Below are 25,918 nucleotides of genomic sequence, written 5' to 3'. Positions count from 1 at the left end.
GCCGTCTTAACGACGCCCGGACAAACCAGACAATTTGAGTCGCAAGCGACTCAAAAGATGTTGAGCAAACAGTCGTTCATCTACGCCCATGATAAAAAAGCTGAACAACATTGCCGGCAATATCAGAATGAAATGCCACGAATAAAACTCTCTATCGTCGCGACAGAGCCAGGCAGTGACAACGACTATCAGAAAACCAGCCAGCCAATACAGAAGTTTTCGCCCCTTCAGTGCCACGCCATGACTGAGTCGCAGGCGTGATGTCAAGAATACAAGATAGAACCCATAGCTGGCGAAATACGCAAAGCCGACCCACTCAAGCCCATAGGGCAGAAGCCACAGGGACACCGACATAAAAATCATACTCCAGAGGGCCTCGGCCATCGCAAAACCTTTCATGTCGGCACGCGCGACCAGCGCCGTTGAGATAACCCAACCCAAGACCCTGACAAAATCCCCAATAAGTACCCAGCGCAATACATCAAGTGAAGGGAGAAATTCATGGCTGAACAGAACAGACACAATAAGCGGCTTCATAACCACCAGGCCGCATATAAGCGGTAGCGATATTAACAGCGCGAAATGAAATGCCTTGGCTAAGGCCGAATGTAACTCACGCCCCCCAACAACTTTGCTGAGTTCAGGTAACAGATAACTTTGTAACGATGTCAAAAACAACGCAAGATACATTGCACTGATACTCCACGCCGCATCAAACTGCCCGGCGCCCTCCAATCCATAGAGACGTACGATGTAACTTCGGACGATCAGCACACTGCCCAGCGTTAGAAACAGTGACAGTAAGGACGGTAGCGCGACTTGCAGGAATCGCACGGCTGCGCCTCGTGTCGCTCCGCTCGGCGCAATCGCTTTTATGCCTCTGAAATAACCTTGGCGTCGAACATAAAAAAAAGCGGCGATCAATCCAAGCAATGGCCCGCCGGCCAGAAAAAGAACCATGGCATTGGAGTTACCGCGAGCATAGACAAGGCCTACCGGTAACGCGACAAGCGCAGCCCCCAGGCCAGTGAGCATGGTCACTATGCTCAGTGCCCCAAATTCCATTTCGGCCGTCAGCACGCCTCGAAAGAAAAAAAGTAGTGCACCAAGGACAATCGGGATAATCAGCCAGCGAATAGCGGACGCATGCTCGCCTGCGAAAATCCAGGCGGCGATAAAATCAGCAGAAATTAAAATAGTTATTGAAAGTAAAACACTCGCGAGGATAAAAATATAGAAAGACGATATGAAAAATTGGCGCTTTGCAATCCCTTTATGGCTGCTTAGCCCTTGAACTACAGCGTTCTGGCCTCCAATGGAAGCAATGGATGAAAGCATCTGCTGCAAATGCCGCAGTATAGAGTACAGCCCTACGCCCGCAGGCCCAGCTAGCACGGCGAGTAGCTTCACCGCGACCGCACCTAGCACCAAACCAACAAACTGCCCTACGGCGGTTTTCAACGTAGACACCGCCATGCCTGGCTTCATTTATAATCACCAGTCTTACACAGAACCGGAACAACGGCTCTACGCTCAAAAAGAAGAAAGGCCAATACTACATATATAAAGAGTCCCCCACTAAGAAGCGTAGCGGTGAGCGAACTCACTGATGCCACGAAAAAACACACAATACTCGAAACCATCAATATCTGATTTCCAGAGGAAAATATGCATGCCGCGCAGAATGTGAAGATCAGGCAGTAAACCACCACTCCCGCCCACCCGAACGCAAGTTTGGCATCTACAAAAAAAGCGGTATTGGCGGCACCTGCACCTCCAGGAGACGCACCAAACTCGTAAACATAAACCATCTTCTCAAGCAGCATTTTCGGCTCACCATAAAGAAGGTGAACAAAGCTAATCGAACGGCCTAACGACAGCTTTCCATCCAACACTTCTCGATGAAAACCTAGCCAATCGTAAGCCGTTATGTAAGGGATCCATACGACTCTATTTAACAAAATAATTAGTTTTCCGGATACCTCATCTGCGTCAACCGTAACTTGTCCGACCCCAAACTGATCTTGAACCATATTCGGCAAAAAAAATCGCCCGGGGCGTCCCATCGCCTCCTGAATTGGCAGGCCTGGCGGTATTGAAACTTCCATAGGATGTTCTTCCTTGAGTACAGCATTCGCACCTTTCATTCGCGCATCCCCGACGCCGCCCATGGCAAGAAGGGTCATGGCACCAATGCTTGCAACCATTAAGAGAATAACCAAAAACGCACTCAACCATTTCCTCGAAGTAAAAAAAAACAATATACAGGGAAGAAATATAAATACCGGTGCTGCCTTTTCCAAAGACAACATCGAGAGCGCGAGCAGCGCGATTAAAAGCCAATAACGAAACTTTGAATTAAAAACAAATGCGGCAACCAGAACCAGCGGCATCACAGAGCGCCCTAAAATAAAAACCGCATATCTAAGCAAGCTCTCATACCCCTCTAATCCCGCTAGGAATTGACCGCGTGCCTGCGCAATATCCATTAATGTCCCGCCCTTCAGGGCGACCATTGCAGGCACGGCGTCCGCCAGATGAACAGCATAAAAAAGACTTGTTGCATATATACAAAATGCAACAATCGACAGGCGATACCAAACCACGCGAGAAATTCGAATGGATCTCGATATTTTCTGAGCTAAAAATAGGAATATTTGCGAAAAAAAACCATAAGAAAAAAAATAAATCAGACAAAACAACAAAATCAAGATTAAAAGCTCGATCGACTCCCGATCATGAAAAAGAACCAATCCCAGCAATGATGCAGGAAAATAAATCAATCCAATTAAAAAAACAGGAAGGGCTTTGACACTCGTGAAAAAATGGTTCAAAAAACACCTTCCTCATGATCTAAAAGGAAAAACATCTGCAAGCACTACAGCACTTATGACAGAAGGCGAACCAAATTGTTCACTTGGGACGGCATGTCAAAATTCGCATCAAAATAATCTCGCCCCGATTTCCCCATAGCCTCACGCTCGGCGACACCGAGAGCCTGCAGACGACGAATGTTTTCAACAAGAGGCAAGGCCTCCCCGGCTGCTGATGTCAACCCCGCGCCCGCCTCTGACACGACCCGCGCGCCCTCACCATTAATGCTGGCAAGAATTGGTCGACCTGCTGCCAAATATGCCTGGATCTTGCTCGGAACTGTTTGTGCAAACGCTTCGTTATCATTGAGCGAAACCAGCAATGCAGATGATTTCTCAAAAATTTTCGGCATCGCTTGCGGCACAAATCGCCCAGCCAGGATAAGGTTATTCAAGCCTAGAGCCTGCTGCTGTGACTGGAGCCACTCCAAGCGACTTCCGCTGCCCACGAGAACCAATCGGATTTGCGCATCCTCGCGCAAATGCAAGGCAGCCTCCACTAGAGTATCCAGAGCCTGAGCAGTACCCAGGTTACCCGCAAAAACCACACAGAAATACTGTTCCAGCAATGCGCTCAGTTCAGGAGGAACAGGAACCGCGTCCGCAGACGAATTTGCATCTATCGAGTTAGGGTAATAAATGATTTTATCGGGATCAGCATAGCGCGAAACCGGTTCAAAAAAGGCACGCGACTGCACCAACAAAATATCGCAGCAACGATAGATACCTTTAACCAGCCATCCAACAGCCTTGAGAGCATGAGGATTGCTGATAAAACCGGTAGCCTTGAGGCTCTCCGGCCACAGATCCTGTACCCACAGAGCAAGTTTTGCTCTCTTCAGCCACTTCAATGGAATCGCCGGAATAGCCTGTAAGACGGGTGACGGAGCAAACACCAAAATTGCATCAAACTCACGCTTGCGCAACATCCAAGGCAGAAACAACAAACCAGCCAAAACAAACGAAAGATAATTGAATATCAGGTTTTTCGCCCCGCCCTTACCTCGCGGCCACAGCGGTACTCTAAACACATCAATTTTGCCGAGATAACGTTCGTATTGGATGCCTTTGGCACTGTAGCCTTCGAAAATCCTGCCATCCGGGTAGTTGGGTTTTCCTGTAGCCACGACGATGTCATGACCCTGCTCATCGAGGGTCCGCACAATGTCGTTGATAATAAAACTTTCAGGCCAAAAGTATTGGGATAGAACGAGAATCTTCATAAGTAATCAGGAGAACTCAATCAATGATTCTGACAACATGATCGGCGATAGCAAGACTAGCAGTCAGCCCTGGGGATTCTATCCCGTAAAGGTTGATGAGCCCGCGCAGGCCATGGGTTTGTGAACACTGTATAAGAAAATCTTCCGCCGGCTGTCCCGGTCCTGAAAGTTTGGGGCGAATACCGCAGTAACCCGGCGTCAGGCGCTGCGGATCAAGCTTCGGAAAATAGCGTTGGATCGCCACCGCGAAATCGCTTCTGAGGTATTCTTCCACCTGATAGTCGACTGTGTCGGTCCAGGCGACGTCCGGCCCGAATCGCACCTGCCCCCCCATATCGATCGTGGCGTGCACTCCGAGGCCCGCCGTATTCATCTCTGGCATCGGGTAGATCAGACGTGTAAACGGTGAACGCCCACTGTAGGAAAAATAACGCCCCCGACACCATTGGGTTGTCGGTACATGACGCGCCTCAAGGCCGTCGATGTATGACGCGAGCTTACTGGAAAATATCCCTGCCGCGTTTATCACTCGCTGCACGCCTACGGAGAATGACTCGCCGCAGCTTTCACCCTCCGCCAGCCATTCCTCACCATTGCGTTGCAGACGGTTGACCCGAGTCTCCAGCGCAAGATCGGTACCATGTCGCTGCGCGTCACCGAGCAGGGAGAGCAAATATGCGTGGCTATCAATAATGCCAGTATCCACAGACATCAGGGCAGCAACACCGGAGACTGCAGGCTCTATCCGACGAAGCTGTGCCGCAGTCACTTCTTGCAAAGAATCAACACCTGACTTTTTTGCATTGTCCTGAAGGGCATCAAGCCCAGCGATTTCATCCGGGCTCACCGCCACGAGCAGCTTGCCAATCCGCCGATGCTCTACTTGATGGTCTACGCACCAGCGATACAATAAATCGCGCCCCTCTACACACAGGCGTGCCTTCAACGAACCGGGTGAGTAGTAGATACCAGCGTGAATGACTTCCGAGTTGCGGCTGGAGGTATGCGAGCCAATCCATCGTTCAGCCTCGACCACCAGCACACGCTGCCCGGAACGCGCCAGACGAGAAGCACAGGCCAACCCGATGACACCGGCGCCGATAACGAGACAATCATAAGAACTCATAGTGAGTGCCTTGTAAGAATCAGGATCTGGAAAGTAGACGCACGTAGACGTCGTACATCAGCTGCGCGTTGACTTCGATCGCGAAGTTTTCCTCTGCCCACTGGCGAGCCTGGCGACCAAGGGTCTGACGCAAGCCGTGGTCTTCTGCCAGACGCTGCAGGGCATCGGCAAGCAGAGCCGGGTCGGGCCGCGGGATCGCTAACCCGGTGATCTCGTGCAGCAGCGCGTCCGACACAGGATTTGTCACGGCTACAACGCTGGGGATCGAATAGAACGCAGCCTCGAATACCGGCCGCCCCGCCGCATCCAGATGAGAGGGAAAGCATAGAATGTCGAGTTGTGGGTAAAGCGACCTGACGTCGCCAATAAAGCCCAGCATACGAACATGCTTCTGCAAACCGTAGTCATCGATCATCCGTTCCACATTGGCTCGCACATCATCAGCAAAACCCAACTTACGAAGCACCCAGGCCTTCATCCCGGAGAGCTTGCGGGCATTTTCTCCAGCTATCAGGCACTCGATATCAACGTTACGTGCCTTTAGGATACGCATCGCCTCAATCAACTCGTAGATACCCTTGAGCGGAATCAAAACACCGAGGAACCCAACGCGCACAGGCTCTTCGGCATTTCGCGACGAGGGGACCAGGGCTTCGCTTTCGATCCCGAGACCGTTGTGCACGATGCTCAAGGGCAAGTCCGACGCCAGCGTTGCTGCGACGGTATGATCAATCGGCACGACAGCCTCGGCATAACGTCTCAACCAGGCGTTGACCAGCTTGGTACGAAAACCAGAGCCTGGAGCGCGCTGCAGAGATCGCACATGTACCAACATCGGCACACGCAGCAGCCATTTGGCCAGAATGGCCAAAGGCAGCAATGTCACTTCGTTGACATGCAACAAATCGAACTTTTCATGGCGCAAGCGCCAGATCGCCGTCAATGAAAACGGTAAAAGTAAGAGCTCCCGCAACAAAATAATCCAGCGTAGCCGGCGATAGTGGCTAAAACGCGTATTGTCGAACTGGCTAAGCCCCCTGACCGTGCGTACGTCCATACCGGCTTTGACAAAAGCCTCGCACACCGGACCATCCGGCGTCAGTACCGTGCCCTGTACACCCAGCGCATGCAAACGGGTGAACAGCTCGATAAGGCTCTTTGACGCGCCACCGAATGCAGCGACTGGATGCAGGTAAAGTATCCGTAGTGGTAACTTACTCATCGCAAACTACCGTACCAGCGTGCAAAATTGACCCAGCGCCAGACCTGCCACGTATAGGGCCGACGGCCCGAAACCACTGCATCGAAATGCTCGAGCAGTTTGGCCTGGTCAAGAAAGGGTAGCCCCAGATCCTCTTCCAGCCAGGGACGAAGTGTCTCCGCCATGCCCATCAGCCATTGCTGCTCGGGCGTCGCAAAGCCGATCTTGTCGCGACGATGCAGGACCTCCGCCGGCACGATCCCACGCAACGCCGAGCGCAGCAGGTGCTTGGTCTCACCATCCGGGGAAACCAGATATTCCTCTGGCAAGGACAGCATGAAGTCGGACAGGTTTGTGGTCAGGAACGGTACGCGGCTTTCCACCGAGAAACGCATCGAGTTGCGATCACCATGGCGAAGCAGGCCGAGCAAACCGCGCGTGTTCAACGAGGCTGCCAACGCGCTCATCATGCGGCGCCCCGGTATTTGTTGGGATGACGCATGCTTGGGGAAGCCGAGATGAACACCGCTTTCGCGCAACGGGCCCGGACGGATCCAGGCAGGGCAATTGTCCATACCGTTAAGCCCGCGCAACAGATCGTGCAGGCCGCCCTCGCTGTACTCGCCAACAACCCGTTTCAGGCCTTCCAGACGGCTGCGCCCCGGCCATTGCGACCATTGATTCAAGAAGCTCCAGGCTTCGCGCCATTGTCCGTTGTCCAGCAGGCTGCGAATACGTTGCCCCGCATATCCGCTGTACCCTCCCTGATTCTCATCGGCGCCCTGCCCTTCCAGGGTGACAGTAATGCCCTGTTCCTTGGCCTTCTTGAACACGCGATATTGGGCATAGATGCTGGTACTGCCAAACGGTTCGCCCTGCGCGGTAATCAGGTCTTCGAGATCGGCTGCCAACTCGTCCCCGGAAACAATCACCTTGTGCGACTTGGCACCGACGTGGGTGTTGATCTTGTCTACCCAGCTTTCTTCGCTGACCACGCTGCCCCGGGCAATATAGCTGAACGTGTTTATATCCGAATCCGGCTCAAGGTAGCGCATGGCGCAGACAATCGCAGAAGAATCGACACCTCCAGACAAGGCGGCACCGACCGGCACATCGCTACGCAAGTGCAGGCGCACGTTGTCGAGAAACATCTCGCGCAACTGATCGCTGGCGCTGGCAAAGCTTATGGATTGGGTTTGTACGATGGACGGCGTCCACCAGGGCTTGGGACTGGACACCTTGAGCATGGCGAGGTCGACTGTCAGCAACTGCCCAGGAAGCAGGCTGACCACGCCTTCGATGAAACTCTCCTGCCCGAAGTCGTATTCGCCATGCACCAGATAATCGTATGCACGTTGCCAGTTGAGCGTTGAGCGTTGCCCCTTCAGGGCTCGCAGGGCCGGGAGCTCGGAGCCGAAGATGAAAGCGCCATCCTCCAACGCATAGAAGAATGGTTTGATGCCAAAGGCATCGCGAACACAGGTCAGTGAATCTTCCTGGCGATCAAATACCACGAAGGCAAACATGCCCTTGAGCCGAGGTAGCGCAGCTTTACCCCACTGGCTCCACGCAGCCAGCAACACCTCAGTGTCCGAACGCGTGCGAAAGCATGCCCCAAGAACCTCCAGCTCTGCTCGCAACTCGATGTAGTTATAGATTTCGCCGTTGAATACCAGCCCGAAACGTTGATCAGCGGAATACATCGGCTGCTGACCCGAAGCGGAAAGGTCAATGATGGCAAGCCGAGTGTGACCAAGTACGACCGTGCCAGAGCCTAACGGGTGACGATCGAAGCCTTGATGATCCGGGCCTCGGAGATGCATCGCAGCCAGAGCGCCATTGACCCGGTGTTCTAGCTCCACAGGTGTAGCCCGCCAAAATCCTCCTGTAATTCCACACATCCTATTTGGCGACCTCTGCAATAAAATGCTGCGTTTTTTCGTAATCGTCCTTGATCTCGCGAGCAATACTCAGGGGGTCATGCCAGCGTTCAACGAATGCCCGGCTTCGCTTGCCCAAGGCGACAAGCGTCTCACGCGGCATCTGCAGCAAATTGCGCAAAGCGTCCTCTACCGTAGTGGGAGTAATCTGAAGAAAGGGCAGATCCGCTTTCATTTCAGGCGGAATGAACCCCAGGTCCTCATCCCGAATGTACACAAGCACTGGCTTGCCAAGTGCCATCAACTCCACCGCCAAACCGCCGTACCAACCAGCGAACAGCTGGTCTACCAGAACGTCTGCCGACTCATATATTTTCCGCGCTTCGGTGTTGCTCATACCTTCGACCAGCAGCAACTCGAACTCGAAGCCTTGAGCACGCAATCTCTCCAGCCCATGGAGAATAAGATCCGAACCTTTAACCTTCCGGTTACTTGGTGCATGCACGATTCGCAAAGGCCGGTTCTGATCTTGGGTATATGAAGGCACCCACTCATCCAGAAAGACAAGAGAGTAGGGAGTGAAACGTGCGCTCTCAGGAAGCACATGCAACAAATCCGGGTTCACCGAGTAAACCTGATGGGCGATACTCGAAAGCAATTTGATGTTGCGCCGCTTAAAGGCATCGGAAGCCGCGCAGTAGTAGCCTTCGTCTACCTGGCTGGCAATATTGATAGCGAAATGTTCGCGGCTGTAATCGCCCTGACGTGCATCATCGCCTTGGTAGGTGATAAACACAGCCTTGCCAAGCATACGAATGTAGGCGATTTCCAAGCGCTGCAGTGCGCGCAAGTAGCCGGCATAAAAAAGGCGCAGGAAGCCTTTAGTACCCTGACGCGGACTGAAACTGAAAGCATAAGCGTTTGCCAGCGTGGTCCCAGCGTTGTAATGGATTACATCGAAACGAGGGAGCAAGAATAGAATTGCCCCGATACGCTTCAGCTCTCGCATTACTAAACTTTGGCCTGGGCGATGCAACTCCATATCAGCGGGATAGGCAAGATAGTTCTGAGACACTACAAGGGAATAACTTTTCACCCCCAGCAGCTGCAGTGCCCGACTGAGCGTTTGAGGATTGCCGCCCACTGAACTGGGGGCGTGCAGAACGCTATAATTCTTCATCAGGGAATAAGTTCCAGAATTCCTTGAGCAAAAGAAACCCTAGGGGTAATCAGTGACTCACTCAATGAATCAATATTGGCGATCAGATTTCGAGATTCGATCTCTTCAATATTGAAAATCGGATCACGTCCAACTGCTGTGCCAATGATCCCGGCAATATCGCGAAGTGAAAGAACTTCCGTACCAGCCACATTGAACGTATGACTCCCCTCGAGTCCCAAGCAATGTTCAAGCGCAGCTACGGCGTCACTGACGTGAATTGGATTGATCTTAATCCCGTCATTGCCATGCAATGTAATTGCTTGCCCAGACATGACGTTATCAATAAGGCGAGGAACAAGCATCGAACGTTTCTGATCCTTGCCATACATAAAAAAGAATCTAAGAACGGTGACATTCATCAACGATGCGTAATTATGCGCTAACACTTCACTGCACAACTTGCTGCCAAGATAGTAACCCAGTTGACCGGGATGAGGTATTTGGGCGTTTTCCTTGAAAGCCTCATTTCCAGCCCCGTAACCCCCCCCGGATGACGCCAGGATGAAATGCCTCGCCCCTGCGCTCTTCGCATAATCCAATAAACGTGCTGTAGATGCCACGTTGACACCGAAGACATCCAGAGCCTGATCGGGAAATTCCCGAAATCGAGAGGATTGTGCCAGATGAATAACCGCGTCGACTGAAGTCGGCAATAACTGAGGCGACCACGCCTGCGAGAGGTCCAGAACGTGGTAATTAACTCCTGCCAAAGGTACGTCCGGTGCGGTGTGCACTATCGCATGAACCTGATGGCGAGCAACCAGTTGCGCTACCGAATGTGCGCCCAACAATCCGTTGGCGCCACTAATAAGAATATTCAAAATTGCAACCCCACCTAATTAACCTTCCTAGGCCTGTTCTCGACTGCCCCTTGGGGAGGGCCGATCAATTTGGCGAAAATCTCTGAAAAGACAAGCGAAATAGCCTCCACGGAGTGATGACGCTCGATGTAGCTGCGGCCCTTTCCCGCCGCCTCAACAAGAGTATCGCGATTTACATGCAAGTTTCGAATAACTTCTTTAAACGAAAAAGCGTCCGCACGAATAATCGGGATCTCGTCGAAGCCTTGCAGCAAATCAGTAGCGACATAAAGCTCTTCAAGATCGCGTCGAAGGTGGCAAACGACAGGTTTCCCAGATGCCATCGCCTCGATCGCAAACATTGCGTACCAGCCGATAACCAACTGATCCACTATGACATCGGCTTCAAGAATCATACGCCGCACCTCCTCATTGGGTACACGCTCCAGCATCGTCAACTCGATATCGAGACCATCTGCGCGCAACTCTTCGACCGCCCGCACAATATGGCGCGTTCCCTTGATTTCACGATGATTCGGTGCGTGCAAGAGTTTCAGTGGCCCCTTTCGTGATGGCTCAATAGTGCCATTATCAACGAAATTTGGTAACGGAATGGAAAAGTGGGCAATCATCAGGGTATCCCAGTGGTGCATGTAGTCCACCCATTCACAGCCACCCACGATATGACTTCCTGCTGAGCTCCATACGTCAACCATTGCTTGGATATGACTATGCCGCTTCCGATGCAGCGGATAGTCCATTGCCATCGCATGCTTAAATTGGAGATTCGGAGAGCGAGTCATTATCTGAACATCAGAACCATAAGGAAGCACGACCGTTTTCACACCCGCCAAGCGATACAGGTAAGGTTCCAGCCTCCACAAAAATGCGGTCCCTTGCCCCAAAGGCCCCCCATCAAAATAGAGAATCAACGAGCGATAACGTAAAGTTGACCAGCAAAAGATATAAAAATTTAGAAAAAGCTTGCGACAAAGCAGACTCTTTGACAGCCAGTGTAAGTCAAAACGAACATCAAAACTGCTGGTAATGTGCCATACCTGACTTACGAACGTTTCAGCGGAATAGCCGGCCAACTCAAGAGCGCGCTTATGGTAAATATTGTTGATAAGAGGAAAAGGCCCTAAACCAACATCAACACTTTTATTAATGCGCCTAGCAATAAGCATCACCACACATAGAAAAGGCAAAGCAATTGCCTCAAACAAGAACCGAAAACCATAATAAATAAATTTCATTTTTCAGTGACCACTTGGATTTCCTGTAACTTCCTAAAGATTTTCAAATCAATAGCGGGTAGCGCAAGTAAAAGACAGCTTACGGCAATCGTAAATTTTATCAATACAACGGTAAAACTCATCTCCCGTTGCTGAAGAAAAATACTGAACACAAGAACAATACTACCCAACAGACATACCCAAACCAATCGCAACCAAGCAACAGGCAAGGGATAATAGCGTTGAGTAAAAAACAAAAAACTTGACGATAGAAAAATATAAGCTACAACAGTCGCCCATGCCGCACCAGAAACGCCAAATCGCGGAATTAGAAACCAATTGAGCACTATGTTTAATAGTGCCGCGCCCCACACTAAATATGCGAAGACCTTGGTGCGATTTGCGAGAGAAATCCCTATTGCTGTAACCTGTTGACTTGCTTGCAACACCGCAGTAAAGCAAAGAATAGCCAATGGAGCAGCCGCTGAAAAATATTCCGCCGGCAAGAAAACCCCCAATATTTCACCTGAAAATAATGCGATAGATCCTGCTACCGACAACATTACTACAAGCAAAATCAATAGGACTTCGAAGTATAGTTGTCGGTATGTCCCTGGATAATCAGAGCGTATTTTTACAGCATAGGGGCTCCATGCCATTCCAAAAGCCGTCGCCACAAAAACGGCAAGAGTCGAAAATCGAAACGCAACAGAGTACATCCCAACTGCATCAACACCCGACATCGACGCCAACATCCATCGATCAATCGAAGCAAAAAGCCAATATGCTAATTCGGTAAAGATGAAGGGTGAACCATAAGCCAAAAGACGACGAGACCATACAACATCAAATTTTATAATTAGATCTTTACGAATAAACCAAAGTCCTAGCGGAATCGCCAAAAAAAGAACAACCGCCTGAGCTAGCAAAACCCCTTCTGCGCCGCCGCCCCAATATAGAACTACGACAACGGACAACAGTGCGCCAAGGGCGCGACTAGCAAAAGAAAAACCTAAGAATTTCCAAGCCGAAAAATGCAGTCGAAGTACATCCTGCAAATATTGAGCCCATTGAGTTAACGGCAATAGGAGCGCAACTCCCAATGCCCCAACAACGCTCAGCTTAGCCAAATCTTGACTCATGAAAGGAAAAATGTACGGTGTAATTACAAACGCCACCAGGCCAAAAAAAACTCCTAAAAAAAAAGTTATTAAAAACCCCGTGGAGACAAGCAATGGCCGTTCATTAAACGAAACAGTTTTATCCCAATAAAACCGCTGCACCGCGTTATTAAGTCCGAACCTGACCAATACTCCACCGAGCGACACCACTGTCATCGCCAGCTCGAGAAGTCCATACCCTGATGTTGAAAGAGCGGCGGCCAGCAACGGAAACGTAAAAAAAGCAATGAACTTGAGTGAAAAGTCCACCCCTCCATAAATTACACTCTCTCTCAACAAACTACGTAACAAGGTCAATTTGGAAGCCGGCCATTTTTTAGGGGATGTATGACTTTTTCCTTTCTCATCACAAAATCGCCAAACAGTGGATGGCAGAAATCGGAAAGCGTCGCTCTCTTTTTATATACATAATCCAGCACTGAAGAAAAAAAGAAATCTGCTGCCTCATAACTATGATACTTTTCTACATACGCACGACCTGCTCCCCCCAATTCGTGGCGTAGTTTGGGATCAACAACTAGCCGCCTTAAAATATCTGCCAAACTTTCCGGAGATGCAGAGACAATTGGGCACTCAGAAAAAAATGACCACCGCCTCAGTGGAAGAATGTACCGTTCATCTTCAAGATTGCAAATCACCGGCAACCCAGAAGCCATACCTTCAATAGCATTTAAACCATGACCACTAATTATTAGCTGCTCTACTAGTAAATCCACTTCTAGTTCAAATGTTTTTTTAACAAAAGAATTTTGCATCCCCTCAATTAAAACCAACTCTACTTTTAGACCTTCCTTCTGAAGTATCTTGACTGCTTCTATAACAAACTCACTGCCTTTGAATCCTCTAAAATTTGGCGAGTGAGCCACGTAAACAGTACCTCCCCCAGCGCCGTCAGCCATGCTCAAACGTCTTGAAGGACTCCATAGGCTATCATCAATAAACAACTGACTTCCCAGTAGAACATCCCATCGGCCTAACCCATCAAACCCTATAAACCCAGGAATAACACAGTCCGCTCGTTCGCACCAGTAATCGACCCTCTTCGCCACTAGGCCCTGCTCTCTGGAACGCCGAGGAATGGAAGCTTGAAGCCCATGGCTAACCGCCGTTGAGCCAACACGATGGTATACATAAGAGTCCAAGCCAAACGGTATAACAACAATTTTTTTATCTGCCAGTTTTAAAAGAAAAGACTCTAAAAACCAATAAGGTGTTCGTCCTAGGAAAAAACCGTTAAACGAAATAAAGAAAACCTCATAGGAAAACAACGAACATAAAAACCCCAGATAATATTTTAAAAAAACCGGAACACACCAAAACCTATCTTGCAAGACAAAATCGTAGTCTTCACGTTCATTTATGGAAGAGCAGAAACCATCCGTGTAAGAATAGGAAATATATCCTGCCTTACGCATAGCGCGGGCCCAGTAGCTATTGTTTATAATTGGCGCCTCCCCCCAGACCAAGCGAGGTTTATTATTTCGCGCTGAACAATAGCGTGCGCAAACTGCGAAAATCAAAAATACGACCAACATGACCGGAAAAAACAAATAACATAAACCAGCGTAAAACCTATATTTGATACTCATATTCACCTCTAAATCATATCCCACTCATCTGCACTTTTTTCCGGACGCCACATCTTTATACAAACTTTCTGTCCTTCATGTAAAAAGTAAGCTGGATACGCATCAGGATCACATGCCCGAATCTCGTTAATCAGTTCAAGCAATGGCTTATGCGGGTCTATATTGGAGTCTGATGGCGTCCTTACATCAGAATACTCACTGGCCTCTCTCTCATCTTGAGCCGTCACTGAATAAGAACCAGATTTTAAAAGCTTAATGGCTTCGTATACAACCTTAGGTTCCAACTCTTGACCTTTGCGATACATACTTTTTGGCGTATCAAATATAGTTAACGGAAAGGCTTCCTGCACCAAAATATCCCCACGGTCCATTTGCGGGGTAATAAAATGCACAGTCACTCCAGATTGACTTTCACCATTAATCAATATATAAGGCCCACTTCTAAAACCTCGATATTTAGGCAGAAGCGTTGGATGTACGTTAATGGCGTACCGTGCCAAAGCAATAGTTTTTTCAGATATAATGTATGGAAAACCACATGATACAATTACATCTGGCCTTAACCTATTTAACACGTCAAATACACCTTCGCGCGAAACGGGAAAAACCGGAACGCCGAACTCAACCGCCGTAAGAACTACATTTTCAAACCGTCTATTCGCTTGAGTTAATAAGGGAGTAATGACAGCTCCAACATCTTCACCTTGCTCCAAAAGATACCGAAGAGCATTATGTCGCGCACCGCCAGAAAGGAATGCGATCTTCATTTATTCAACCACTTAAAAGGCACCGTATAAAAATACGGAAATTCAGAAAGTAATTGCTTACTATCATAGTTAAGCACTGAAGAGTCAAAAACATTTGAATAATAGCTGTAAGGCATATCAACCGCCCCCCAACTTTTTTTGAATCTATAAACACCCTCTTGTGTAGCCCAAGTGCCACCCCAATTCCAGTAACGGCATCCTCTCGCCACGGCATCCCGCATTGCATTAAATATTAAACAGGTCAATGGCTGCATAGAGCGATAGTCTGACTTTATAACAGGTGTAAAGTATTCTACGGTTTTACCACTGTAAAAAAGAAGCAGCGCGGAGATAGGCTGCCCATCCAAATAAGCTATATAGACTAAATAGTCAGCCCCGTAATCAAAATTTGATTTTATCAACTCAAAGAAATTGTCGGGTTTTGCCAACCCACCAATTTCTAACATATTTTGCTGATGTATCTCCGCTAAAAAATCGATCCCCCAGTCGACATACGCTGAAGACCATTCAATATTTTGCTTTTCTGACTTGCGAACCATATTTCGTGTTTTGCTGCAAAGACTTGCCATTACAGCTTCGTGGCTTGAGTCAAGTGGTAGTTTGGTAACCTGACCAATCCTGGTATCACTTGGTAAGACATTCAAACAATGCTCATACCACTTCGCGTCATCTGTAAATGGTGAAGTTATTATCGTACTTACAGCACACGCTTGTTCCTTAACATAAGTAAGGTAGAAGTTCAGAATTCGTGAAAACAAAAATTCATCTTGACTTGCTAAAACAATACCGCCATGACTACCGTAGAATGGCATAGAATTAGCTACGCGCATACCGCCCTGTTCTTTTATAAAAAAAGGCAAGGCACCGATTACAGTATCATCCTCATTAACCGCAACGACACACAAATACTCTACTTTTAAGAAGGCACTCACAAGCCGCGCATATTTAATCGAGTGATATAAGAGCGCGCCTTGGACTTTTGAAAAGAATAAATCCAACGCAACTGAATCACCTAAATTGAATAACTTTATTTTATAGCCCATAAAAAACACTCTCGACTGCTTCAACTACTCGAGCAATGTCAGCATCTGATAATGCCGGGTAGCACGGTATTGAAACCGTATTATTGAATGCGGAAATTGCATTAGGAAATCGCTCGTCATTCAAACCTCGTGAACGGTGTAACAAGGTATCAACCCCTCTACGCACCATCACTCCCTTATCCCAGAAAATAGGGGCAACTTGATTAAACCCCTCTAGAAAAAAAAGAGGAAACCTAAAGTAAAGTGGCTGATCATTTACTGATCGAATTTTTTCTAATAAAACAGCCGGAATATTTGAAAAATAAAAATCAGCTATAGCTTTTCTTTTTTCCAGCATTATCTCATAACGAGACAGTTGAGAAATCCCAAGCACAGCTTGAAAGTCGCTGATGCTTTTTGATTTTGACTGAATAGCAACTTCACTGTTTAAATTGGACAATTTGGGGATCGTCAACAACCCACCCTCTCCAGTCGTGAGACATTTGGTAGCATGAAACGAGTGAATTGCAACAGCCCCTACATTACCGACGTTCGGGTGAAAACATTGAGCACAATCTTCGATAATTGGAACTCCGAAAATCGTCAGAGATTCAACATCGACCTTTATACCGAATAGATGCACCGCAATAATTGCAACCACAGAAGAATCAAAAAAAATTGAAATGGACTCCGCGGTCACACACCAAGTCTCGCCTATATCACAGTAAAGCGGCCGTAATCCAATATTTATTACTGCAGCCTCAACCGAGGAGCAAACATAAGTAGGAATAATAACAGCTCCGCCTGCCGGCAGATCAAGAAGCAGTAAAGCACGTTCTAGGGCCATTTGACCAGAAGGAGTCAATTCTGAATACTTGCCACCTAAATATTCAGAACACTGAACTTCAAACTCAGTTACCCTTACCCCCGCTGCAATCATTCCGGAATTCAAGCCCACCACCACCGAAGCAACATCCTCTTCAGTAATCCAAGGAGCAGAGTGAGAGATATCTTTATTTACTTCAAATTTGCGCATATCCACTCTTCTACGCTCAGCATTGACCAGATAAGTAAACGTCGGTTGCTGCTACCGTCAAGATGCTCTCCCACCAAATCAGACACACTATGAAAATCCAGGTACTCGTAAACTTTACTTTTCGGCTCTAATATTTTTCTTTTTACAAATTCAATACTTTCTCCTTTAAACCAACTTGCGTCGGGTGCGGAGAAACCTTGCTTTTCGGCTTTAGTGATGTCGCTCGGTATATATTTACCCATTACATCACGCAAAATTTGCTTTCCATCACGCGTTTTCTGAAAATACTTGTCAGTTTTGCCACCTGGTTCATTTTCATTCAGGCGTACCACTTCTGAGAGATTATTCAGTTTCAAATGAACTGGGCAGCGCATTGCAAAGTCGACTAGATCATTATCTAGAAAAGGAACACGACTTTCCAAACCGTGCGCCATACTAAGTTTATCCTCTACAACTAGCAGCCCGTGCAAAAAAGTCTTGGCTTCGAAATACAAAGAATGGTTTATATAGTCTTCAGAAGTATAAAGATTATCTGCATGATGTTTGAATACATCACGAAATATATCTCTTGTCCAAACATGTTTCACGTCATCCCAAATAGGCGCAAAAACTTGTTTTATCTGGGAATTTGGAATAAGGCGCTGCCAGAAGTTATAATACTTGTCGATATAGTGTTCAAAATTGTCATTTACGACGGCTCTGTAGTAACGCCAAGGGTAACCACCAAAAAGTTCGTCCCCCCCCGCTCCTGACATTACAACCTTAACAAACTTCGAAGCCAACTGCGCGGCATAGTAGTTTGGGTAGCTCTGCCCTACGCGTGGCTCTTCCAAGTGCCAAGCCAGTTTAGGCAAAACTCTTTCCATATCCCCCGCTTTAAGCACCATTTCGTAATGCTCAGTCTTGAAGTGATAGGACATGTACTCAGCCTTACTGCGCTCGTCAAAGCCCATCTCAATGCCGGAAGCAGAGTTAAGGTCGAAACCACAGGTAAACGTTTTCATATAGGGATAAGACTTCGCGGCTATTGCCGTAATTGAGCCCGAATCCATACCGCCGCTGAGATAGCTTCCAAGCTCAACATCCGTCACCAATTGGCGATTGACTGCCTGCTTGAACAGGCGATCAAGCTCTTCGCGATATTCTTCATCGCTAGCCTTATGTTCCGGCTCACGAAAATCATAGTCCCAATATTGGGTGAATTGCAGGCCTGGAGCCTTATACTTCAAATCCAAAACTGCATAGTGCCCTGCCGGAAGCAGTTTCACGTCATTAAGTAAAGTCTTGTCTGTGAAAATGTTCTGAAATGTAAAGTATTCCAGAAGCGCTTCTTTATCCAAGCTGCGGCGAAACTCCGGCATCGCAAGAATTGCTTTTTGCTCGGAACCAAATGACAACGTATTACCTTGCATTGAGTAGTAAAGAGGCTTAATCCCATAGCGGTCACGTGCCAGCAATAGGGTTTGCTCCTGACGGTCCCACAACGCCAAACCGAACATCCCATTGAAACGTTCCAGCCCTTTTGGCCCCCAGGCAATCAGTGCATTGAGCACGACTTCGCTGTCTGTGCGAGAGCGGAATTGGTAGCCCAGCGACTCAAGCTCGATACGCAGTTCACGGTAGTTGTAAACCTCACCGTTGTATACCATTACGTAACGCTGGGAGATAGAAGCCATCGGCTGATGACCAGCAGGCGAAAGATCAATGATTGCCAAACGGCGATGACCAAGGCCAACGTTGCCTTCGATCCAATGCCCTTCTCCATCCGGGCCACGATGAGCAATCGCGTCCGTCATGCGCTGCAGCACTACAGGCGACACCGGGTTGTTATCTAAATAAATGAGGCCGGCAATACCACACATGCGCTTTGTTGCTCCTAAAATCCGTTAAGGCGGTGCCTCAGGAAAACTTTTTCCTGAGGCACCACCTTGAAATGACGCCTGGCTGAACGCCAGGTGATTTACCACTATTCGCTTAACCCAAATAGCGAATTGCCTCGACTACATACGCATAATCTTCAGGCGACATACGATTGTGCAAAGGTATGGCCATGCTGTGATCGTTGCAGTCGCGCGCGCCCGGAAAGTCGTCTGGCTTGAGACCGAAACGCTCACGGTAGTAAGCTAGCATGTGCACTGCGTGCGTTCCTGGACGGGTGGCGATCCCTTTAGCCTGAAGTATCTCCATCATGTCGTTTCGCGGCATCGGTGCTTTGGCCGGATCGATGTAGGTCACAAATGCCTGCCAGCCATGACGGCTACCTTCCGGGGTGGTCGGCAAACGCAGCCAATCTATATCCGCCAGCTGCTCGCAGTAGTACTCGGCCCAACGCGCGCGCTCATCAATGAATCCATCGAGTTTACCCAACTGTACGATACCGACTGCACCTTGTAGATCGGTCATTCGATAGTTGAAACCCAGCAGATTAAACTCCGGCAGGAGGTAGGGACGAGGGCCGTGATGGCGCTGCTCCTCGGAGAGCGTGGCGCCATGGTTTCGCAGCTGGTTCATGCGCTCGGCTAACTCTGCGTTGGCCGTAGTGACCATGCCTCCCTCACCGGTCGTTACCGACTTTCGCGGGTGGAAGGAGAACGCAGCGACGTCACCAAGACTGCCAGCAGGGCGACCTTTCCAACTCGCGCCTGCGGCACAAGCGGCATCTTCAACGATAGCCACATTGGCAGGCAGTTGTGCACGCAGAGCATCCATATCCAGGCAACGCCCAAACAGATGCACAGCGATGACTGCGCGTGTTTTTGGCGTCAGCTTGCGCGCAATCTGCTGAATATCGAGGTTGTATGTCAGGGGATCGACATCCACGAAAACAGGAATCGCGCCGCAATACAGAACCACGTTAGCGGTGGCAACCCAAGTAAAGGCCGGCACGATCACTTCATCACCTGGGCCGATACCCAGGCCGGCCAAAGCCAAATGAAGTCCCGTGGTGCAGGAGGTCACCGCCAGTGCATGAGGCACCTCATGACGCTCTGCAAAAGCTTTTTCAAAAGCCGCCACTTTTGGGCCTTGGGTCAACCAGCCGCTCATCAGAGGCTCGCGAGTTGCCTGCCATTCTTCCTCACCAGTACAAGGTAACGAGATAGCGATATTACGCATTTCCATTACGCTCACTCCGCGCCGTGCGCTTCACGCCAATCAACCAGCTTCTGCAAGCCTTCCCGCAGTTCGTACTTGTAGGTGAAACCGAGATCTTCTGCTGCTTTTTTCGGGCAGCCGATGCGGTTTTGCACCATGCGGCGCGCGTCGTCTGCGCTGTAAGGGCGATATTCGACAACCAGATCGGACTTCTTCAGATCCAAGATACCGTCGCACAGTTGCTTGATGCTGGTTTGGACACCCGTGCCGACGTTGTAGAACTGATCGGTAACTTCAGCCTCAAGCGCCAGCACGTTGCAACGAGCAACGTCTTCCACATAGATGAAGTCGTAAGCCTGAGTGCCGTCACCGTTGATAACAGGGCCTTCGTTGGCGTCGATCTTGTTCAGCATGATCGGGATAACACCGGTGTAGGCGGCTGTCTGATCCTGGTGCGGACCATAGACGTTCATGTAGCGCAGGCCGACAAAGCTCAGGCCGAAGCGGTCGTGGTAGGCGTGGCACATGGCTTCACCTGCAATCTTGGTGGCGCCGTAGAAGTTTCGGTTGTTGAACGGATGCTCCTCGGTCATTGGCACCTGCACCGCGTCACCATAAACGGAGGCGGAGGAGGAATACACCAGACGCTTGATGTTGTTTTGAACACAAGCCTCAAGTACGTTGAAAGTACCCTCGATGTTCACGTGAAAAGCTGTTCGGGGGAAGTCTTTACAGTGCAGAAGCCACATGGCGGCGAGATGAATTACGCCATCCATGCCTTTCATGGCATCGTTCAGCAAGTCTATTTCGCGTACGTCACCGCCATTAGCGTAGAGGCTGCAACGTGGGTCTTTCAGCTGTTCAGCGATGTTGCTGACCTTTCCACGAGCGAAGTTGTCGTAGATAACAACTTTCTCAGCACCAGCCTTCAGCAATTCTGAAACCACGAAACTACCGATGAAACCAGCGCCACCAATAACCAGAACTTTAGAACCTTGAACCTTCATGCAACGTACTCCATTCAAATGTGGGTGGCGGCCGATAGCGACTCACATATAAGTTGCTGGTCGGCCAGACCAATATAGGGATGCATTGGCAAGCTCATTACCCGTGTGGCAATGGTGTCACCGATAGGCAAATGTGCATGATCATCCTTGACCGCCGGCTGGCGGTTCAACGGAATCGGATAGTGGACTGCTGTAGGAACACCCGCTTGCTTCAGGCGGTCCTGGACGGTGTTGCGCTCTTCGACTTGAACGGTGTATTGGGCCCAGGCGCTGGTGTTGTGCGCTTCGACATAAGGAGCGGCAATTCGCGTCTCGTCGAGAAGCGTCGCGTAGCGGTCGGCCACCTGCTGACGCAGTTGGAGTTCTTCTTCGAAGATCTCCAGCTTGGGAAGCAATATTGCTGCCTGAAGCGTATCAAGACGGCTGTTCACACCGACGCGGATGTGGTGGTAACGACGATCCTGGCCGTGACGAGCGATCTGACGTAACAGCTTGGCAAGCTCATCATCGTTGGTGAAAATCGCGCCACCATCGCCGTAACAACCCAACGGCTTGCTCGGGAAAAAACTGGCACACGCTATAGTAGTTAGATTGCAGGAGCGCCTACCTTTATACGTTGCACCAAAACTCTGCGCCGCATCCTCTATCACGGGAATACCGTGCTTGGAAGCGATGGCATTAATGGCGTCAAAATCCGCACATTGCCCGTAGAGTGATACTGGAATGATCGCTTTGGTGCGCGACGTGATCGCAGCTTCCAACTTGGTCGCATCTAGATTGTAAGTACGCGGGTCAACATCAACATAGACCGGCTTGGCGCCCAGTAATGCTACAGTTTCTGCGGTTGCGATATACGTGAAGCCCGGAGTGATTACTTCATCTCCCGCGCCTACACCCAAGGCCATCTGGGCAATCTGCAGCGCGTCGGTGCCATTGGCGCACGTTATGCAGTGTTTAGCACCGACAAATGTGGAGAGGCGCTCTTCCAGCTCCGACACTTCAGGCCCAAGAATGTATTGCCCATGAGCCAAAACGCGCTGGATACCAGCATCGATTTTGTCCTTGATTCTGGCTTGCTGGATTTTCAGATCAATAAACTCGATCACCGCACGACCTCCTTGACCAGCGCTTTACCCCTTAATACGTAGCGAGCACCACTGTGCTCGCAAATCGCAATTCCATCGCCTTCCAGCGGCAAGTCCAATTGCTCGCCAAACTCACTCATCCAGCCGACTTGGCGTGCAGGCACACCCACTACAAGAGCATAGGCAGGCACAGACTTGTTGATCACTGCGCCAGCACCAACAAAAGCGTAATCGCCGATGGTGACACCACAGACAATGGTGCAGTTGGCACCCAAGGTGGCGCCTTTTTTGACCAGGGTATCTCGGTACTCACTCTTGCGCTCGATCAGCGAACGTGGGTTGTATACATTGGTAAACACCATGCTCGGTCCGCAGAACACGCCTTCTTCCAGCGTGACATTGTCGTACACCGACACGTTGTTCTGGATCTTGCAGTTATCACCAATGACCACTTTGTTACCGACAAAGACATTCTGCCCAAGAGAGACGCCTTTGCCGATACGGGCACCACCGCACACATGCACGAAATGCCAAACCCGCGACTCATCACCAATCTGCGCACCGTCATCGACGATAGCGGAAGGATGGACCTGATAATTCATGCCTGCCTCAGCGACTCAGAGTTGCAAGGAAAGGGTGGCCCTCGTCATTTTGCGGTGTAACGATGACGGACGAACGAATGGTATTCACGGTTTCTACACAGTGACGGGCATCTTCGATGCCATAACCACGGCCTGCGAGGATTTCCCGGTAGCTGGTGGTGTGCAGGTCAGTAAAACCTTCGGAAAACTCTATTTCATCACCATCTACCGTAATGGAGCGGTAGGTAGGTTTTTTGCCCTTGACCGACTCCGGCAAATCATCGGCATCAATCGATAGGAACCAACGCACACGGGCTTTTTCATACTCCAGATAACCAGCGGCTTTATAATCATTGGCATAGTGCACAACATTACGTTGGAGCTTGCCGAAGATGAAATGCAGCATGTCGTAGAAGTGCACCCCGATATTGGTCGCGACTCCATAAGACTTGCGCGGATCCCCCTTCCAACTTTCCATGTACCACTTGCCGCGCGAGGTTATGTAGGTGAGTTCTACGTCGTACTTGCCGTCACGAGCTTCACGGGCAACCTTTTCCTTGAGGTCAAGAATGGCTTGGTGGTGCCTTAATTGCAGAATATTGTAGACACGCTTGCCTGTTTCGCGTTCGACCTGAGCCAGTTCGTCCAGAATCGCAGGCGTGGGTACCAATGGCTTCTCGCAAATCACATCGCAGCCAAGACGTAAGCCGGCTGCGATGTGCGAATGATGCAGATAGTTGGGCGAGCAGACCGCGACGTAATCCAGCGCGGTAGCTGGATCACGCTTAAGCTGCCACGCGTGCTCGATGAAACGCTCGAACTCGGTAAAGAACTCACTCTGCGGAGACAGGTTGTCGATAATCCCTACGGAGTCATTGATGTCATAAGCGGACACCAGCTCATTGGCCGTGTCTTTGATTGCGCGCATGTGCCGCGGGGCGATATAGCCGGCGGCGCCGATAAGGGCGAAACGTTTCAAAAGCAACACTCCAGCAATCAGGCTTTAATGATATGAGCTTCAGGGGTGCGGTATTTGCCGCGACTATCGACAAGCAAACGAGCGTGTTTACGGATCAACTCGTAATCGAACTTATCGTGATCAGTCGCCAGAACAATAGCGTCGAAGCTGTTGACATTCTCAGCGGTCAGCGCTTCGCTGGACAGGTTAAAGTGATGCTCGCGCATCTTTGGGAATACCGGTACGTGGGGGTCACTGTAGGCTACGACGCAACCCTTGGATTCGAGCAACTCCATGATCTCCACAGAAGGCGACTCACGCATATCGTCTACGTTTTTCTTATAGGCAATACCCAGCACCAGCACTTTGCTGCCTTTTAACGGCTTGCTGTTGTTGTTGAGGCCGTCCATCAGCTTGCTGACTACGTACTCAGGCATGGCTTGATTGACTTCACCGGAGAGTTCGATGAAACGAGTGTGCAAGCCGTACTCACGAGCCTTCCAGGTCAAATAGAAGGGGTCAATCGGGATGCAATGCCCACCAAGGCCTGGGCCGGGGTAATAAGGTGTGAAGCCGAATGGCTTGGTTGCAGCTGCGTCGACCACCTCGAAAATATCGATTCCCATGCGGTCCGCTACTATTTTCATCTCGTTGACCAAACCGATATTCACTGCTCGGTGAATATTTTCCAGCAACTTAGTCATTTCGGCAGCTTTAGTGGAGCTGACTGATACAACTTGATCAATCGCCTGCTCATACAATGCGATACCTACTTCCAGACAAGCGGGGGTATGCCCACCAATCACTTTTGGAATGGTACGAGTTTCAAAGTTTGGATTACCCGGATCTTCACGCTCTGGTGAATAAACCAGGAAAATGTCTTTCCCTACCCTCAAACCGCCTTCTTGAACACGTGGGAGTAGTTCTTCTTCAGTTGTGCCTGGATAAGTAGTGCTTTCCAGCGATACAACCTGACCTGCGCGCAAGTACGGCTTGATTGCTTCCGTGGTATTAATCACGAAGCTCATATCTGGTTCACGGTACTTGTTCAAAGGCGTCGGAACACACAGAATCAAGGCGTCGCATTCGCTGGCACGCTCGAAATCAGTGGTGGCTTCGAAACCACTTTGGCGGGCCTTGTGAATTTTTTCAGCGGCAATATGTTCGATATAGCTCTGACCGGCGTTCAGTCGGGCGACTTTAGCCTCGTCAATATCAATACCTAATACACGAAAGCCAATGGCGTTATAACGCAACATCAAGGGCAGACCGACATATCCCAATCCAACGATACCAATTAGGGCTTCTTTGCTCTTGAATTTGTCAACACTTGACTGCTTGATGCCTGACATCAGGTAAAACTCCATTAGCTAATTCTGGAACGTTCAACACATCAACTATCCCGGGAATCACAACCCGATGCTGAGGTTCTCTTTTCATACGCGCCTGACAATTCCCGAACACGCGTATCGCCACCTATGTCCTACGTTGCACACTGCACGTGCGTTTCACTGCCACTTCTACGCATCCCAAAAAAACAAAAGACTGCTATCAGCAAGGTCGCACGACGAAACCTTCAAGGGACCTCACCGGTTGGGGTCTACCAACCTGCAGGATAGCCTGAGCGGATACAATACAGACAATGAGTCAAAGTGCACATTATGCCGTTATTCTTCCCGCATGGCTGTAGCCAAATTGATGATTCCACCACAGCACCGGAGATAAATGCCAGCAATCACGGGATACCGGCGTGCAAATCCAGACCAAGGACTCGCGTATGTTAACGGCTAGACTGATGCCCCCCACCCCGAGCAGTGTCGACCACATCAACCAAAAGGGCCTTCCTCACCGCTGCAAAATGTCATGCTCGATACAAGGCTGTCAGGTTTAACCACAGCAAATCAGCCAGCCAAATTGACCACTCAAAACATGCTCTCGAGGCCTGGGGCACTTTTCGTAATGGGCGCCGCAGATGATGCGGAGAGAGCTAGCACCGCAAAAAAAGACGGCATTCTGCCACATGCACGAAGAAGATCAAG

General features: G+C 49.6%; 21 protein-coding genes. All 21 read right to left on the bottom strand.

Annotated features, from left to right (window positions below; translation table 11 throughout):
* Positions 1 to 6 precede the first annotated feature (6 nt).
* On the bottom strand, positions 7 to 1,488 hold the full coding sequence (locus tag BLQ09_RS26145; protein WP_081744392.1) for an oligosaccharide flippase family protein: 1,482 nt from the start codon (positions 1,486 to 1,488) through the stop codon (positions 7 to 9).
* Positions 1,485 to 2,834 (bottom strand): hypothetical protein, encoded by a 1,350-nt coding sequence (locus BLQ09_RS26140; protein ID WP_027604159.1) that lies wholly within the window; start codon positions 2,832 to 2,834, stop codon positions 1,485 to 1,487. The genes BLQ09_RS26145 and BLQ09_RS26140 overlap by 4 nt, the downstream gene beginning before the upstream one ends.
* A gap of 53 nt (positions 2,835 to 2,887) precedes the next feature.
* Positions 2,888 to 4,096, bottom strand: coding sequence for a glycosyltransferase family 4 protein (locus BLQ09_RS26135; RefSeq protein WP_027604160.1), 1,209 nt, complete (start codon positions 4,094 to 4,096; stop codon positions 2,888 to 2,890).
* Positions 4,097 to 4,112: 16 nt separating this feature from the next.
* Positions 4,113 to 5,222: an NAD(P)/FAD-dependent oxidoreductase gene (locus BLQ09_RS26130; protein ID WP_092359052.1), complete on the bottom strand. Its 1,110-nt coding sequence runs from the start codon at positions 5,220 to 5,222 to the stop codon at positions 4,113 to 4,115.
* A 19-nt stretch (positions 5,223 to 5,241) separates the two neighbouring features.
* A complete protein-coding gene (locus tag BLQ09_RS26125; RefSeq protein WP_027604162.1) occupies positions 5,242 to 6,444 on the bottom strand; it encodes a glycosyltransferase family 4 protein in 1,203 nt (400 codons plus the stop codon).
* Positions 6,441 to 8,324, bottom strand: a complete 1,884-nt coding sequence (gene asnB, locus BLQ09_RS26120) for an asparagine synthase (glutamine-hydrolyzing) (RefSeq protein ID WP_027604163.1) — start codon at positions 8,322 to 8,324, stop codon at positions 6,441 to 6,443. The genes BLQ09_RS26125 and asnB (BLQ09_RS26120) overlap by 4 nt, the downstream gene beginning before the upstream one ends.
* Before the next feature lies 1 nt (position 8,325).
* The gene (locus BLQ09_RS26115) at positions 8,326 to 9,483 is read right to left on the bottom strand and encodes a glycosyltransferase family protein (RefSeq protein WP_256569203.1); all 1,158 of its coding nucleotides are present in this window, start codon (positions 9,481 to 9,483) and stop codon (positions 8,326 to 8,328) included.
* A complete protein-coding gene (locus BLQ09_RS26110) occupies positions 9,483 to 10,346 on the bottom strand; it encodes an NAD-dependent epimerase/dehydratase family protein (protein WP_218190477.1) in 864 nt (287 codons plus the stop codon). Before BLQ09_RS26110 ends, BLQ09_RS26115 begins: the two co-directional genes overlap by 1 nt.
* Positions 10,347 to 10,360: 14 nt before the next feature.
* Positions 10,361 to 11,581, bottom strand: a complete 1,221-nt coding sequence (locus BLQ09_RS26105) for a glycosyltransferase (protein WP_092359048.1) — start codon at positions 11,579 to 11,581, stop codon at positions 10,361 to 10,363.
* A complete protein-coding gene (locus tag BLQ09_RS26100) occupies positions 11,578 to 13,038 on the bottom strand; it encodes a flippase (RefSeq protein ID WP_175472329.1) in 1,461 nt (486 codons plus the stop codon). The genes BLQ09_RS26105 and BLQ09_RS26100 overlap by 4 nt, the downstream gene beginning before the upstream one ends.
* Entirely contained in the window at positions 13,035 to 14,330 is a 1,296-nt protein-coding gene (locus tag BLQ09_RS31155; RefSeq protein ID WP_139202138.1) for a glycosyltransferase family protein, read from the bottom strand. The genes BLQ09_RS26100 and BLQ09_RS31155 overlap by 4 nt, the downstream gene beginning before the upstream one ends.
* Before the next feature lie 8 nt (positions 14,331 to 14,338).
* Entirely contained in the window at positions 14,339 to 15,097 is a 759-nt protein-coding gene (locus tag BLQ09_RS26095; RefSeq protein ID WP_092359044.1) for a methionyl-tRNA formyltransferase, read from the bottom strand.
* Positions 15,094 to 16,140, bottom strand: a complete 1,047-nt coding sequence (locus BLQ09_RS26090) for a GNAT family N-acetyltransferase (protein ID WP_092359041.1) — start codon at positions 16,138 to 16,140, stop codon at positions 15,094 to 15,096. The genes BLQ09_RS26095 and BLQ09_RS26090 overlap by 4 nt, the downstream gene beginning before the upstream one ends.
* Positions 16,130 to 17,155, bottom strand: coding sequence for a DegT/DnrJ/EryC1/StrS family aminotransferase (locus BLQ09_RS26085; RefSeq protein ID WP_092359039.1), 1,026 nt, complete (start codon positions 17,153 to 17,155; stop codon positions 16,130 to 16,132). The genes BLQ09_RS26090 and BLQ09_RS26085 overlap by 11 nt, the downstream gene beginning before the upstream one ends.
* Positions 17,137 to 19,017: an asparagine synthase (glutamine-hydrolyzing) gene (gene asnB, locus BLQ09_RS26080; protein ID WP_092359037.1), complete on the bottom strand. Its 1,881-nt coding sequence runs from the start codon at positions 19,015 to 19,017 to the stop codon at positions 17,137 to 17,139. The genes BLQ09_RS26085 and asnB (BLQ09_RS26080) overlap by 19 nt, the downstream gene beginning before the upstream one ends.
* A gap of 112 nt (positions 19,018 to 19,129) precedes the next feature.
* The gene (locus tag BLQ09_RS26075; protein WP_092359035.1) at positions 19,130 to 20,275 is read right to left on the bottom strand and encodes a DegT/DnrJ/EryC1/StrS family aminotransferase; all 1,146 of its coding nucleotides are present in this window, start codon (positions 20,273 to 20,275) and stop codon (positions 19,130 to 19,132) included.
* Positions 20,276 to 20,280: 5 nt separating this feature from the next.
* Positions 20,281 to 21,255 (bottom strand): SDR family NAD(P)-dependent oxidoreductase, encoded by a 975-nt coding sequence (locus BLQ09_RS26070; RefSeq protein WP_092359033.1) that lies wholly within the window; start codon positions 21,253 to 21,255, stop codon positions 20,281 to 20,283.
* 14 nt (positions 21,256 to 21,269) lie between these two features.
* Complete coding sequence (locus BLQ09_RS26065) at positions 21,270 to 22,361, bottom strand: DegT/DnrJ/EryC1/StrS family aminotransferase (RefSeq protein WP_027604170.1); 1,092 nt, start codon at positions 22,359 to 22,361, stop codon at positions 21,270 to 21,272.
* Positions 22,358 to 22,942, bottom strand: coding sequence for a UDP-2-acetamido-3-amino-2,3-dideoxy-D-glucuronate N-acetyltransferase (gene wbpD, locus BLQ09_RS26060; protein ID WP_027604171.1), 585 nt, complete (start codon positions 22,940 to 22,942; stop codon positions 22,358 to 22,360). Before wbpD ends, BLQ09_RS26065 begins: the two co-directional genes overlap by 4 nt.
* 7 nt (positions 22,943 to 22,949) lie before the next feature.
* Positions 22,950 to 23,900, bottom strand: coding sequence for a UDP-N-acetyl-2-amino-2-deoxy-D-glucuronate oxidase (gene wbpB / locus BLQ09_RS26055; protein ID WP_092359031.1), 951 nt, complete (start codon positions 23,898 to 23,900; stop codon positions 22,950 to 22,952).
* 17 nt (positions 23,901 to 23,917) lie between these two features.
* Positions 23,918 to 25,231, bottom strand: coding sequence for a UDP-N-acetyl-D-glucosamine 6-dehydrogenase (gene wbpA, locus BLQ09_RS26050; protein WP_027604173.1), 1,314 nt, complete (start codon positions 25,229 to 25,231; stop codon positions 23,918 to 23,920).
* Positions 25,232 to 25,918: the final 687 nt, after the last annotated feature.

The sequence above is a fragment of the Pseudomonas sp. NFACC25 genome, assembly GCF_900100935.1.
GTDB lineage: Bacteria > Pseudomonadota > Gammaproteobacteria > Pseudomonadales > Pseudomonadaceae > Aquipseudomonas > Aquipseudomonas marginalis.
The sequence above is the reverse complement of the archived record's forward strand: the minus strand, read 5'-3'. Positions and strand labels throughout refer to the sequence as shown.